The organism is Salinimicrobium sp. TH3 (assembly GCF_026676115.1).
Classification (GTDB): domain Bacteria; phylum Bacteroidota; class Bacteroidia; order Flavobacteriales; family Flavobacteriaceae; genus Salinimicrobium.
Window position 1 is genome coordinate 1 of the sequence record NZ_JAPONB010000008.1, and the last position, 15,647, is coordinate 15,647.

9 protein-coding genes are annotated in these 15,647 nt (G+C 39.4%); all 9 read right to left on the reverse strand.

The annotated features are described in order from the left end of the window. Positions 1–6,219 (reverse strand): N,N-dimethylformamidase beta subunit family domain-containing protein (locus OU683_RS12335; RefSeq protein ID WP_268138730.1); only part of this gene is annotated, 6,219 nt, incomplete at its 3' end. Positions 6,220–6,542: 323 nt separating this feature from the next. Continuing rightward, positions 6,543–7,412, reverse strand: coding sequence for a glycosyltransferase family 2 protein (locus OU683_RS12340; RefSeq protein WP_268138732.1), 870 nt, complete (start codon positions 7,410–7,412; stop codon positions 6,543–6,545). Between the two features lie 42 nt (positions 7,413–7,454). Next, positions 7,455–8,027 (reverse strand): LbetaH domain-containing protein, encoded by a 573-nt coding sequence (locus tag OU683_RS12345; protein WP_268138734.1) that lies wholly within the window; start codon positions 8,025–8,027, stop codon positions 7,455–7,457. Between the two features lie 4 nt (positions 8,028–8,031). After that, a complete protein-coding gene (locus OU683_RS12350; protein ID WP_268138736.1) occupies positions 8,032–8,994 on the reverse strand; it encodes a glycosyltransferase family 2 protein in 963 nt (320 codons plus the stop codon). Positions 8,995–9,004: 10 nt separating this feature from the next. Further along, positions 9,005–10,204, reverse strand: coding sequence for a glycosyltransferase (locus OU683_RS12355; RefSeq protein WP_268138738.1), 1,200 nt, complete (start codon positions 10,202–10,204; stop codon positions 9,005–9,007). A gap of 13 nt (positions 10,205–10,217) precedes the next feature. After that, positions 10,218–12,053 carry an asparagine synthase (glutamine-hydrolyzing) gene (asnB, locus tag OU683_RS12360; protein ID WP_268138740.1) on the reverse strand — a complete coding sequence of 612 codons (1,836 nt, stop codon included), beginning with the start codon at positions 12,051–12,053 and terminating at the stop codon, positions 10,218–10,220. An 80-nt stretch (positions 12,054–12,133) separates the two neighbouring features. Further along, complete coding sequence (locus OU683_RS12365; protein WP_268138742.1) at positions 12,134–13,165, reverse strand: glycosyltransferase family 4 protein; 1,032 nt, start codon at positions 13,163–13,165, stop codon at positions 12,134–12,136. Further along, a complete protein-coding gene (locus OU683_RS12370; RefSeq protein ID WP_268138743.1) occupies positions 13,092–14,096 on the reverse strand; it encodes a GDP-mannose 4,6-dehydratase in 1,005 nt (334 codons plus the stop codon). Before OU683_RS12370 ends, OU683_RS12365 begins: the two co-directional genes overlap by 74 nt. Positions 14,097–14,247: 151 nt before the next feature. Beyond that, entirely contained in the window at positions 14,248–15,627 is a 1,380-nt protein-coding gene (locus tag OU683_RS12375; protein ID WP_268138745.1) for a hypothetical protein, read from the reverse strand. Between the last annotated feature and the right edge of the window lie 20 nt (positions 15,628–15,647).

The window sequence follows — 15,647 nt, forward strand, 5'->3', positions numbered from 1 at the left end:
TCCAAGGGAATTAGTGCCTTCAAAAAATTCCACCGAAACCACAGTACCATCAGTATCTGAAGCATCTGCTGTAATTAGAATATCAGCAGGAACTGTAAAGCTTGCGCCTTCCAAAGGTGAAGTTATAGCTACGGATGGTGCTACATTAGCAGGTGTAACTTCAATATTAACTGCTGCTGAAGTGGTACTCTCCTGCTTATCATCGGTCGCTACCGCAGTCAGAGCATAAGTTCCAGCTACTGCACCGGTCCAGGTGAGACTCCAGCCATCATTACCATCGCTGTCTATTCCAAGGGAATTAGTGCCTTCAAAAAATTCCACCGAAACCACAGTACCATCAGTATCTGAAGCATCTGCTGTAATTAGAATATCAGCAGGAGCTGTAAAGGTAGCAGCCTCCAATGGTGCAGTGATCGCAACTATTGGTGCTGTGTTAGCAGGTGTAACTTCAATATTAACTGCTGATGAAGTGGTACTCTCCTGCTTATCATCAGTCGCTACCGCAGTCAGAGCATAAGTTCCAGCTACTGCACCGGTCCAGGTGAGACTCCAGCCATCATTACCATCGCTGTCTATTCCAAGGGAATTAGTGCCTTCAAAAAATTCCACCGAAACCACAGTACCATCAGTATCTGAAGCATCTGCTGTAATTAGAATATCAGCAGGAGCTGTAAAGGTAGCAGCCTCCAATGGTGAAGTGATCGCCACAACGGGTGCCATATTCACTTTATTAAAAACAACATCAACCCAATAATTACTGGAAAGAAAGCTATTGAAAGGGAAAGTCGGTACAGCTGAATATCTATAAACCCCATTTGGTCCATCTTCTCCACTTCCCAGACCACGCAAAGGCCCATTTACAATGGCCTGTTCAAACCCTGAATCACTTACCGTATAATAGCCATCACTACTATGATAAGAAATAATATAGGTAGTTTCTGCAGTAATTTCTACGGGATCGGGAAAGTTCACTTGTTGCCATCCCGAATCACTTTCATTTGAAAAAGTTGCTTGTGCCAATACTACTCCTGCCGGATTATATAGTTGGCCAATGTGAATTCCGGGATCTCCAACTTGTTTATAAAACCTTACACCGGTCACAACTCCGTCAACATTTGACCGAAATTTCATACCCAACTGTATGGGGGTACCATCATTACTTAGGCCTGCTCCCGGTATATCTGTAGCCTGAAATACACTACAAGGACAATTTGAATTGTCACCATTTTTATTCACTGTTACATTTATAATATCAGAAACACCAACCGCCCCATCATTATCTGTAGCCCTGGCTGTTATTGTGTAAATACCTTCCAATATGTCATTCCATGATAATGAAAATGGACTGGTAAGATCTTCTCCAATTTTCACAGAACCATTGAAAAATTCTACCTTGCTGATAGTACCATCAACATCTGAAGCGGTAGCGGATATTAATATATCAGCCGGAGCTGTAAATACAGAAAAATCTGCAGGCTGAGATATGTCTACAACTGGTGAAGCATTGTTGAACGTATCTGATACTGTTAAGTTAATTATAACAGGCAAACTAAGATTTCCGGAATCGTCCAAACCTCTTGCTTGAATAGTCGTAGGACCTTCTACAGTGGGAGTCCAGGTATAGATCCAGTTGTCTTCGCCTTCAGCTACATTCCAGGTCAACCCTTCATCTGTAGATATTTCCACTGCCACCAAAGTATTCTCTTCTACTACTGATCCGGTAACAATTACCTCATTATTATTCGGAATAGTAGCTCCTTCCAAAGGTGCAGTAAAGCTGATTACGGGTGCCTCAAAATCTGAGGAAGGTGTTGTTTTAACAAGTTCAGACTGAATACTTCCAGGCTGAACTCCCATATCTGCAAATAAGTTTACCGTTGCCTGCTGCATATCACGGCTTGGTGCAGCATCACCTCTGTCATGGTTACTATCCAGTCCCCATGACCATTGAACCGTACCGGCCCCAAAAACTAATGCTCCACTGTTATGTTTGTAAAGGGAAATATTATGAATATCACCATCTATACTCGTTCTTGAAAGCAATATCCTTCCGTCAGGATAGAAAGATTTATACTCCTCCTGCTCGGCATTCCATTCATAACCTATTGTTCCATAGGTAAATGAAACCGATTGACCATCATTTAATGAGGCTACACTGGTATTGCGCCAAAAGCGAAGGTCCCGGAAGCTGCTAGAAACTGTCATTGCAGCATCTGATTCAGACCAACTGATTTGACCTGTCAAAGCATTCTCAGGCTGACAGGCATCGGAAGAAAATTCGCAGCCACTACGCCACAACCCTGTCCATTCTGGACTGGGATCACATTTACCACTACATGTATTTTCACCAGTTGAACCTTCCTTATAGCAAACTAAAGTTCTATGTGGAACTCCATTCCCGTCTATGCTGGTCTCCCATCTTGTTTTCCAGTAGACTTCATTTCCGCTAAAAAATGCCAGGTTTGTACCCTGATTTCTTGCAGCTTCAACATTTTGACGATGATTTCCTGACCAGTATTCATCGTGACCAACAGAAAGAAATATTTTATGGTTTTTGATCAAATGTCCCCTGCGGTCGCTATCGACATTTGTAGTATATGTAACATCATAGCCATTGGCCTCTATCCAGCGAATCATAGGATATTCAGCATTGAAAATCCAGTCTTCTTCTGCTCCACCACCGCCGCCGCCATTACGGGTCAAAAATGGTCTATTATAACTTACTTTAACTGCCTTACCTCCTAATCCTGTGTAGAGGCTTCGACCATTATTATTGTCACCATAGATATTATAAGCCTGCCATGTAGCATCTGAAGTCTGAAAAAGCAGATCGGACGTACTGGCATCATCCCTAACCACGAAAAGGACATGACTTGAACCCCCGGTGTCATTTCGGGTTAATTTAGCTAAATAAACACCAGAAACAGCTGCTGCAGGTATATTCCAGGATGCACTTTCTTCCCAATTACCACAGTCCAGTAAACCTGTTTCAGATTCTGTTATACATCTCGGCTGAGATTGCGGCAAATTTGCTGTAACAATCGCATCCCCCTGGAATCTTGCACCATTGCCCTGGTAGTATCCGAGTCGATAAATTTTTATGTCATAGTCCCTGGCATCTGTTTTGATTTTAAACCTTGCTGTTTCACCCTTGTTGTAACTTATATCTGTTGCAAATCCCTGGATTGAGAGATCTCCTGCACCATTAATATCCCATTCACTTTCCGGATTTCCCGGTAAATTATTTTCGTTAACTATTGAGGAAGAGAATGAAGGCTGAGATGTGACTGTGAAGCCCACTTCTGCCGAAGAGGAACCTCCAAGATCATCTGTAGCCTTTGCTGTGACAGTATATATACCGGCAGCTACATCATTCCAGGAGTAATTCCATCCATCCCTCCCATCAACATCCTCTCCTAATTTTAATTGCCCATTAAAAAACTCCATTTTCACAACCTCTCCGTCAGGATCTGATGCTGAAACACTCAGCAATATAGTTGCCGGGGCTTGGAAAAATTCTCCTTGAAGAGGGGAATCAATAGTCACAACCGGAATGCCATTATTAGAAGTTGGTTTCGTGTCGAATACTACATCAACCCAATAATTGGATGCCTGGAAATTTTGTGTAGGAAAAGTAGGTGAATTATTGATCGCATAGATCCCATTTGGTCCATCCTCTCCGTTTGCCAGTCCTTTTAACGGAAGATTATTTTTGGTCTCATTAAAGTAGGTGTCACTCGCAGAATAATATCCTTCACTGCTATGGTAAGATATAATATAAGTTGTATTACTGGATATAGCTACAGAAGAGCTAAAGGATACTTCCTGCCAACCCGATGACGTTTCATTAGAAAAAATAGCCTCAGCCAGTAATTCTCCACTAAGGCTATATAATTGACCTACATGATTTCCGGTATGGCCACTTTGTTTATAAAAACGTACCCCATTCACATAACCATCGACTTCAGATTGAAATTTCATTCCGAGCTGTATACCCTGATTCTCATTAAAAAGACTAACAGCGGATTCAGAAGGTTCAAAAACAGTACACGGACAATTGACATTATTAGGATCATATTGAACATTAATAAAAATACCTTCAGAAATGGAAATTGAACCTTTATTGTCTATAGCTTTCGCAAACAATGTATAACTGCCCTCCTCCAAACCATTCCAGTCAAAAGACCAGCCATCATTACTATCTGTATCTTCACCTAAATGGATGTTTTCATTATAAAATTCTACTCTTGCTATTTCCCCATCCGGATCTGACGCTTCTACCAAAATATTTACATTCTCGGAGGTTAAAAACGTAGAATTTTTGGTTGGGGAAATTATATTAACAACAGGAGGCTCATTAACATCATAAGTTGCATTAAATTGACCGGAGCTGGCGGTAAAAATCGCGTATTCCATCCCTTTTATCTTTTCTATTCTATAACTTATTGGAGCTCCCGAATATGTCAAGCCGGTAAGTCTCTTGTTATTCGTTTCCACAGGCAGCATAGCTTCCAGATTATTAGCAGCACCTGCAACTTCAATAGAAAAACTTATAGCACTCCCATTCCATACTATGTTGTTATAAAAAGAACTATTACGTGCATCCATCCAGTCCAGAAGCTGCTTGGCTGAAATAACCGGTACATTACGGGCCTGTGCAGCTGATATTATAGCATCCGAAGCTTCAGAAAAATCCTCATCTGTGTGAATATTGGCACAAAAAACACCATAATAAGCTTCTGCTCCCAAAGCTTTATCCAATAATTGATCTATTGTAAACGGATAGGTTTGCCCCGATTCGTCGGTCATCTGAGTAGCTAGTTGATAATTATCAATAGTATTGCCGTTCACGTCGGAAAAACGCATGGGAAAGCCAGATCCTGTAAAGAACCCGGGGTTGTTCTGCACCCAAGTATCCGGCCAGTAATAATAATTTGCATCCATTCTAATTCCAAAGGTAGATTCAGCCTTGGGTTGTGTATCCCAATCATTAAAAACAATACAATGTGTCCTGTTTGTTACAGGGTCTGATAAACTTGGGAACTTATTTTGGAACTCAGCCAATTGTGTACTAAGGAAGCCATCAATAGAAATTGCAGTGTAATTTCCACAGTTTGTATTGAGGTGGAGGGCTATTTCAAAACCTAAATCCTGAAAATATTTTGCATCAGTATCTGAAAGAGGGGTATTAGGATAAATATAACTACTGCCTCTTATTGCTTTCCAATCTGCAACTGCCTGGGGGGTATTTTCTTTACTTAGATCCAGATACTGAAAAAAACGAGCCCTTGTACCACCGTTCCCATGATCATCTCCAGTCATAACGACGGCTGCTTTAAGGCCACGGGGTAAATACCAGAACCGGGGCAGAGGCTTTTGGCTACTTTGTAGAATGATATTTGCCAACAGCCGCTGTTGTTCATCTGCCTGTGGTATAGCTATCTTATTTGAGTCCACCCAACTCGGGTAAAACATTTCAAAAGCTCTAATCGGCCCGGGCTGCCCATCCCTTTCCTGTCCCGCCCATTCCGGGTTTCCCTGACGAGTGTAAACAATCGAGCGAGCAAGGTCATAAGTAAAAGCAACTGCTTTACCACCTTTTTCTCCGATATTCCGGCTGGTCACTGCAGGATAGGACGTTGAAGTATTTGCGCTTGAATATAACGTGGCAAGGCTTATTGCACCGTCCAGAGTGTACAGATCTGCCTCGCTATGGAATTGGATTGTTTCACCTACCAGCCCCTCTCCGGGACCTGTTGCAGTGTTAATCAAAAGGTACTTGTCAGCTAATGTCCCACCCACAGCATTTAACCCCAGTAAAGATGCTAACTTAGGGTCGGGTCTAAAGCTTATTAGTGTACCACCGTTATTCACCCAATCACTCAGCATAACAACCTGAGCGTCTGTTAGAGAAATATGCCCCAGAATTATCACCCCGTAATTTGTTAGATCATTTGTGGTTACTCCTGATATATCTGCTGTATTATAACTATTAAGCCCTTCAGCCAGCAAAATTTCGGTCGTGTAACTACTAAAATAATTGGTAGATAATGTAAGCACCAGAATGGCCCCTTCATTATATCTGAAATTCTCAATTTCTGTTCCGAAAAAATTAGAATCCGTCTCCGGTTCAGATGAACCTGCAACTCCCAAAAAGAAAAAGGAAAGAAGGGTCACAAGCAAAGTTTGCCTTAACTGATTTTGTTGAAGTCTTTTCATTGGTTAAAAAGATAAGGATGAAGTCGAAAAATTTTATTGGACAGTAACTGTGTTCGGATGCACCGAACTTTTTTAAAACTGTGGTATACCATTCTATTCCTTTAGCAATTGCTCCTACAAATAGCTAGAAATAAGATTAATGTCAAAATTCATAATGGCACCGGGGAGCTTAAAGTCAAATGATTTTTGACCTTGAAGATGGATCCGCTTTCGAAGACCTGTAGAAAAGTTATTTCTTCACAATAATTTAAAATACAGGGTCTTGGGGGGCAGCTCTTTTGCTTAGGAAGTATCTTTTCTATTTCTTTTGTGTGATTCTCAGTTTAAGCCTCAACTTTTGGAAAACGGAATACTTTGGAAGCAGATGAAACCTGATTTATAATTCTTCTTTTTCTTTTAAGCTCCCTCATTTTTATCTGAACAAGAAACTCGTAATAAGACATATTAATACAGTAAATCAAACCCGGGACACCTTCAAGAAAACCCATATTTATAATATAAGCCTGAAGAAAACGCAGAAGTGGCCAGCCAGGAAGATCGCTTAACCAGGATTTTAAGGCCGGGTTACGCACACTAGTGTTTTTAGAAAAAATATTTTTTATTGGAGGTCTGTTATCAATACGTGCTATGGCTTCTAGCGTTGAATATTTGTTGTGCCTTGAAATCCATTGTGTCCACCCCTTAGAAAAACTGTAATGCAGGTAGGGTTCTTTTATATATCCTATTTTACCCGAAACATGGCCTTCTTTCTGCCCGTGGCCAAAATCGGTAAAGTTAGCTCTGCCTTTCTTGAGTAAGCGAAATTGCCATTTTGGAAAGTTGTCACAATATTTTAACCAGCGCTCCTCCAGCATCATTTTCCAGCAGCAGTAAAAACCGGCTGTTTCTGGTGGAGCCATTAGAACTGACTGTTTTACTTCCTGTTCAAATTGTGGAGTTACCACCTCATCGGCATCTAAAAACAAGATCCAGTCATTTTTGATGTGGAGATTTTCTAATGCAAAATTTCTTTGCTTACCAAAACTCTCAAAAGCATTGAAGCTTACATTAGCTCCAAAATTTTCTGCAATCTTTATTGTTTTATCTGTACTACCCGAATCCAGGACATGTACATCATCTGCCCACACCAGGGACTGGAGGCACTTTTCTAAATCCTTTTCTTCATTTTTGGTAAGGATAATTATAGAGATCATCAACCGTTGATTTAATAAAAGAGATTATAACAAAAAGGATTATTAGGAACTTATGCTTCTTTTCTTGATAAATTTTGCCGGATTACCGCCAACTATTGTCCACGGCTCCACTTCTTTAAAGACAGCTGCCCTTGCACCTACTACACTACCTTCTCCAAGCATTACCCCGGGACCAATAAAAGCATCTGCTGCTATCCAAACCTGATCCCCAATGTAAATTGGATGAAGAACGAGAGGGAAATTGGCAATAGTGTGGTCGTGAGTTGAAGCACACAAATAAGTCTTCTGAGAAATAACAGTATTACTCCCAACAGTTATTCCTCCCTGATTGTAACAGATTACCTGGGGTCCAATACTGGAAAAACTCCCCACCTCCAGGTTCCAGGGCGCCCAGATTTTCACACTTGCACAAATACTTGTTTTCTCCCCTATTCTGGCTCCGAACAGACGAAGTATGAAATTTCTCCAGCCTTTGAAGATATCAAGGTTGAATGGGCGATAAAAGAACCAGTAACAAATGTTCCATAGGAGTCGTCCCAATTTATTCCTGAGGCTGAAACTAAAATCATATTGAGCCAGATCGACATAATCTTTTTTTTGAGAATAAACAGCCATGTTATCAATTTATTAGATTATCTACTTGTTTCAGAGAACGTGTCACTAACCTACCTAGGTTGTGGTGATATCTATAAACCATCATTTCGAGCCTATGATGATAAGCTAGATGCAAGTGGACATTACTTGTATAACTTTTCTTAAAGAACTGACTTCTAAATCGCTTATCTCTTGAAAGTCTTCCTCCAAGCCGTGAATAGACTATCCAGTTGCGGCACTTAAAAAGTTCAAACTCATTCTTTACATCTTCAAAATGACCCGCTTCTTTTAAAATGCTTTCGGTGAGCTCTATAAAGGAATAAACATTTTCAACGAAAATAGTGTCTCGAGAGGAATTAGCACTGTTTTTATGAACTAAATAATTATAAACAGGAGTTTCCTCAACCGCAATCCTTACATCATTTTTCAATATAACAAGAAGGTTAGTTAAAAAATCTTCCTGAAGTAATTTGGTCGCCTCAAAATCTATTGAAGTTAATAGCTCCCGCCGGTATAGTCGCCCCCAAACATAACCTTTTAAGTCATTTTTAAAAAGGCTTTTCAATTGACTGGTCCTGCTTTGATCCTTTTGAATAAAATTAGTCACAGTTCGTTTTTTTCCGTTTTGAAGTTGAAAGTGGTTACCAATTACGAGATTGGCACGATCTTTCAACATTCTTTTAACTAACACCTCAATAGCAAACGGTTCCAAAAAATCATCAGCATCTGCATGAAAGATAGCTTCACCTATGGATCTTTTGACTCCCATTTTACGGGTAAGATAAGTACCACTGTTTTTTTTATTAATGACCTGTACTCTTTCATCCTGCTCAGTAATTTCAATAAGAAGTTGCAAGGTTTCATCTGTACTTCCATCATTAAGCACTATTATCTCAAGATCTTTATAAGTTTGAGCCATTACGCTTTGGATGCACCGACCAATCCATGCCTGCGCATTATAGGCTGGTATTATTACAGATACTTTCATTTTTACCGAATTACAGAGCAGGAATATTTTCTACTGTTTTAATCTGTCGCTCCAGAACCTGCAGCATTTGTTTTGCGGCTTCCTTGATCCTGTATTTTTTCAAAAAGAGGATTTTTGCGTTTTCACCCATTAACATCTTTTCTTCTGGTGCTAATTCATGATATTCTTTTAGTAAGGAAAATGTTTCAGATAAATTGTCATTTTTTATAAGACCTGCTTCTTCAATCTCAATCTCTTTATATATATTCACTTTGTTACTTATGAGTACAGGCTTTCCACACGCTAAAGCCTCGACAACGGCAATTCCAAAATTTTCTTGATGACTGGGCAAAACAAATGCATCTGCGTGCATAAAAGCCCCCCATTTAGCAGATCCATTAAGCATTCCGGGAAAATGGACTGGATAACCTTTTGCCAATTTCAGCAGGTTTTTCCCAAAGGAAGATTCCAGACCCGGCCCTGCAATAACAAGATCGGGAATACTCCCATCCTCATCCTTGAGCTTTACATAAGCCTTAATTAAATTGTCCACTCCTTTTTTTGGGTGTATTCTACTCAAGTATAGCCAAAATGCACTTCCTTTTACCTGGGGACAGGCTTTAAGAAAACCTTCTAAAAATCTGTCTTCTTTAAGAGGCGGTGATTTTATTCCATACCCCACATTAAATTCTGCCTTAGGACAATAAGGCTTAAAAGTATCCCGTGCCAATAAAAGCTCCTTCTGACAAGTAAATAATAACCCATCTGCACCATTTACCACTTTTCTTTCTATAAGCGTCCAAAAGATCCAGTTCCTTACAGCTTTAAACAGTCGTTGTCTGCTCTTTTGGAAATATGGATCCAACATGCCGTGAGGCATTACATAAAGTACAGGCATTTTTTGGCCTTTTATCTTCAGCTTTCGCCATACTCTTAGAGTAGCATAGCTGTTGTACAGCCAAAGTCCATGAATGATCACAACATCATACATTCCCAGATTCTTTTCGAGCCAGACACTCAGACCTGCACAATAAGCATAAGGACCTTTTGCCGGACCAAAAGCATAAATTTTGAAGGGTGCCTCCTTAATATATGCAGCATCAGGATCATCCAGGGAAGCAACCTCATTTAAGGCTCCCATTTGCTCCATAGCAGGAATACTATTCCGAATACCTTCACAAGGTCCTCCTGAAACCGGATCCATACTGGCTATAACACGAAGAATCCGCATAATTATTTTATTTTTAGAATTGCAATAGAATCTTAGAATTCTCATTTCCCCAATCGGCAGACTGGGCGAATTGGTTTTGCCGAATTAACCAATGTCCTAAAACGCTCCAATGCCAGATTCGTGTCCAATGAAGTTTTCCCTCTGTAAATTGGGACATTTGGACTACCGGCTCCTGACTTTTTAAATACTGTGCTACCACATGAATTCCCTCTTCTGCAAAATTTCTCAGGGGGCCATTTAACCATTCCTGCATGGGCAAAACAAAACCTTGTTTCGGGCGATTATATACTTCTGGCACCAGGTCTTTTTTAAATGCTTCCACTAAAAGAGATTTCATTCTCCTTCCCTTTTTATGATTTTCTGGAAGCTTTAGTATATGCTCTACAAGATGATGATCAAGAAAAGGAACACGAATTTCAAGTCCAACCGCCATGCTCATTTGATCACTATCTCGTAGCAGCATTGGGATCATATAACCGTATATTTCGGCCCACGAAATCTTACTCATTTTATCAAAGCTTTTCGGCACCGCAGGAATCTGCGGAACACCGTCATTTAATCCCATGAAGTTCATACGGCTCGCAGAGGTAAATCTTCTACTTGCCACAGTAAGATTGACGACAGAATAGTCTGTTAAACCCTCTAATTTCATTTTAAGGCCATGAGGAAGAAAAAGCAATGAACCCTTTCTTAAAGTATCTGGAAGGTTACCGAACCAATTAACCGATGGAACTTTTTTAAAAGCTGGATATCCACCAAACAATTCATCCCCGCCTAATCCTGAAAGTGCCACCTTTAAACCGGCATCCTTTACCGCTTTTGAAATTATGTAAGTATTAATTGCATCCAGAGAGGGAAGATCTAGACAATTTACTGCCTCCTTTACCCAATTAACACAAGCTTCCTCATCAATATTCAATTCTGTATGATCCGATCCTATTCGATCGGCAACTTTTCGAGCAATATCTCTTTCATCATATTCTGATTGAGGAAATCCTACAGTAAACGTCCGGAGATTTTTTCCTAATTTCTTTCCTGCGACAAGAGCAATAATACTGGAGTCAATCCCGCCACTAAGAAAAGCTCCCACGCCTACATCAGAGATTAGGTGCTCCTCAATTGCCCGAGTGACAAATTGTTTAACTTCTTTAGTATCTTTTTTTTTGAGCTTATTCTCTTGTTTAGAAAAATTTTCCCCAGACCACCACATTTTTTTTTCTAAAGTACCGTCCCGATTGATCTTTATCCAACTTCCTGCAGGCACAGAATAAATGTCATTGACAATTTCACTGTCTTGTGGAAAATGACCAAAACCTATGTACTGACTCAGGCCTTTTTTAGTAAATTTTAATTTGCCCTGTTCCAATAAGGCTCTAATCTCAGAAGAAAAGCTGATCGTATCATGAGAGAATTTTAAATAAAGTGGTTTTATTCCTAATCTGTCTCGTACAATTAACACCGATTGATCTCTGGAGTCATAAAAGGCAAAGGCAAACATTCCCTTTAACAGGTTTAAAGCTTTTAAACCAAGTGCTGCCAACAATTCCACCAGGGTTTCTGTATCAGAATTACCGCGCCAGGAAACATCAGGCAATAATAAACGCAAATCCTGATGATTGTAGATCTCCCCATTAAAAACAAGAGTCCCTAATTTAGAAGCATCAAACATAGGCTGGTGACCTTCCGGAGAGGGCTCCAGAATTGCAAGCCTGGTATGTCCTAAATAAACATTTCCTTCAGAGTTTTTCCATTCCCCTCTTCCGTCGGGGCCCCTATGACCAATTTTATCAAGATCAAGCTTCAAAGCTTCACCAGAGCTAATATTGATTTGTCCAAGAATGCCGCACATTTTAAATGATTTTTGTTAACTGAGTAAAGATCTTGAATGCATAGAGGTTTCTGTAGTTTGACCTTGATTAAGTAGAAATACTACAGGTTTTTACCCATGCATTCTTTGTATACCTCCAGGTACATTTTTGCAATAAGGTCTCCGTCAAACCTTTTCCTGTTGACCTTTCCCAATTCAATTAAATCGCTTCTAAGCTCCTTATTTTGTATTATTTCCCTAATGCCACTCCTTATTTCCATCACATTAAAAGGGTCAACTAGATATGCTCCCCGGCCAGCCACTTCTGGCATTGATGATGTATTAGCAGTTATTACCGGTCTCTCCACCATTTGGGCTTCGACAATGGGCATTCCAAAGCCTTCAAAAGTAGATATGAAGGAGAGTAAATCACATTCTTGATATTTTTCAAGGAGGCGTTCATCTGTAATGTTGAATTCATTACTAAATTCAATCTTGTAGGTATCTAAAGCTTCTAATTGTTCTACAGATAATTTTCCAACAATAGAAAGATGACATTCCAAACCTTCTAAAGCTTGAATAAGCCTCAAAAGATTTTTATTTGGAGTAGTACCTACTTGTAAAATAACGGGCTTTATTTGGTTAAAATCCTTTGCGAAAGGCTGAAAAATTGATGAAACCGGAACCGGAATTACTTTTATCTTATCAGAATCACATTTTGAGTAGTGCAGAATTTCCTTTTTTGTTTCTTCAGATATGGCCGTAATTATTCGGGCTCGTGAAATGGGTAAAGAAAGATAAAACCAATTAACAATTATTTTTTCCAGTCCTTTCTTCCTTTTTATCATACCACAATCCAGAATTGTCAAAACCACTTTTTTTCGATTCATTAGAATATTCAGGAAGTGTAATTCTCCCGTTATATGGTTTATATCATTTCCCTGCTTTAAACCGGCCTCAAGTATGTTAAAAATCTTGGAAAGGTAACCATTGTTATAGCAACTCGAAATAAAAACGGTTGGCTCAATTGATTTCTGTAGCCTTCGGCGAAGATCATCATAGATGAACTCCAAACTAAAATTAAAACCTTTCCTTGGCCGCCTCTGGAAATAATTTACCCTTAGACTTGTCTTCGCTGTTGTTGAGCTCCTCATTTATCAAAACATTTAAAACCTCATAAAAAGTTATTGAATAATCCCAATTCAGAATTTCTTTGGCCTTACTACTATCACCGTAGATGTCAGTGATTTCTGTAGGTCTGTATAACTTTTGGTCTATAATCACCTTATCCAGAGGGATGTCCAAAAATTCAAAAATGTAATTGATTATGCTACGCAGGGAAATAGAGTAGCCCGAACAAATAACGAATTCTTCTGGTTTCTGCTGTTGAAGCATAAGATACATTGCTTCAACGTATTTGGGAGACCATCCAAAATCCCGCTTAACATCAATATTGCCCACCTTTAGCACCTTTGACTCGCCATTTTTTATTTTAATTGCTTCAAGAATAACTTTTTTTACAAAAAAGTCATTACTCCTTAGATAGGATTCATGATTAAATAGTATTCCACAACAGCTATAGATTCCGTAAGCTTCTCTGTAATTTTTGGTGATCAAATGAGCTGCTGCCTTAGAAATTCCATACGGACTTAAAGGCTTGATCATACTTTCTTCGTTTATAGGTAGTACTGTAGCTCCAAATATTTCACTACTTGAAGCCTGGTAGAATTTAACATTAATATTTAAAATCCTTATAGCCTCCAGAATGTTCAGAACGGACAGAATATTAAACTGGATCGTACCAATAGGTTGTTGAAAAGATAAACTTACAGAACTTTGAGCTGCCAAATTATACATCTCATTCGGTGAATATTTTCTAAGTATTGTAATAACCTGTGATAGATCTGTGAGGTCGCAGGCTACTATTCGCACCTGGGTTCTAATCTGAAGATACTCAAGGCCTATGTCCTTTATATTCTGTGTGCTCCTAACAAGGCCAACGACACGATAACCTTTACTAAGTAAAAGTTGGGCTAAATAAGCTCCGTCCTGACCTGTAATACCACTTATTAGAGCTGTTTTCATTATACGAGAAAGGAGTTAAAAAATTATTGGATTTGAACCCTTCATAACTTAGATGGCAGAGATCCCTTAGATTGATTTAGTAAGAGAACCTAAGAAGAAAAATGATTAGTGAACGGTAAATTTGTGACGGTCAATAATTACAATATTCATTTCAGTGGGATATTTCGTGATTTGTAGAGGCAATTATCAGCCCCGCCACCAAAACTACAAAGCCCAGATTAGTAGGTTGAGACCACTGCCCTTGTAAGATGTTCATCAAACCAAAACTAATTAGCATCCATGGCAAAATGTTACTGTAACTCAAATTATCCCAGGCCCTCTTTAAGAGATCCATTGCCAGTCCTACCCTTACAAAAATGACAATTAAACCAAAAATTAAACCCATTTCCCCCATAATTCGCGCCCATTCATCTTCCCCAATTAAATAAACACCTCGACCACCTGCTAATACTTCAGCTCCTACACTTGTTCCCATCCCGAGTCCTCCCCCCCAAAAGGCAAAAGATTCATTAGAAATAGCACTGAACATTCCTCCTAAAAATCTATCGATAAAAACTCCCTCTACCATTCCCCCTTCAGTTGTATTTGCCGTTGTAAAACGTTCTGTTAGAGCTTTGCTGGCAGTTTCAAAAAATGAAAAATTTCCAATGAGTAAGAAAAGCAGGATTCCTATAGAAGCGAAACCAATTATATTTTTCACTTTTCCAGGATTTCTTAGAGTTACTCCCATCATAAAGACCAGGGACAAAGCGATTTGAAAAACAACTGCCCTGCTTATGCTTAAAGGTATCGCAGCCAGTAAGGAAAAGCTTGCAAAAGCCAGTAATAATTTCGAAACATTCTTTTTTCCTTCCGCAATCCAGAAATAAAAAATATATGCTGCTGCCAGTCCATAAAATAGGGATAATCCGTTTGTGAAAGAAAATGTTCCAGGTACACGTAAAAATCCGGCTGCCCCGCTAAACCCAGACCCCGAAAGATCTCCACCTACTCCTCTGTTGACCCAGGCAGATTGAGGACTGTAGAATTGGAACGCCACCAAAATCGTCATCGCTATGGTTATCCATAGCATAACCTTTCCCATTTTAATTACATCATTCTTATTAAAAACGGCTCCTATTATAAATATTACCGGAAAAAGTAAAACAGTAATCCTAAACCCATAAAACGCGACCAGGAAATTGCCATGACCAAAAATAAATGTTACTGCCAGACTTAGTATTGTGACAAACCACATTATAATTACATAGGCTCCGGGAGTCCAAATCCCTTTTTGAATAGCTTTGTATATCATCCAGATGGCTAAAGGATCTCTTACAATTAACAATGGAGTTGCCAGCCCCGGCAATACCCATTTCCTTAAACCGCCTTCAATAATCAGAAGAATAAAAAAAGCCCAGACCCCCATTTTCAGAATTTTTAGATCTTCTGAAACTGAGGCAGCAGAGTCCTGTTGTATCTCATTATCAACATCAACAACTGAAAATGTCTTTGCTGCCCCTTCCTTTAAACTTATTGTTCTGCTCATCATAATAAGTTCATGATCCAATG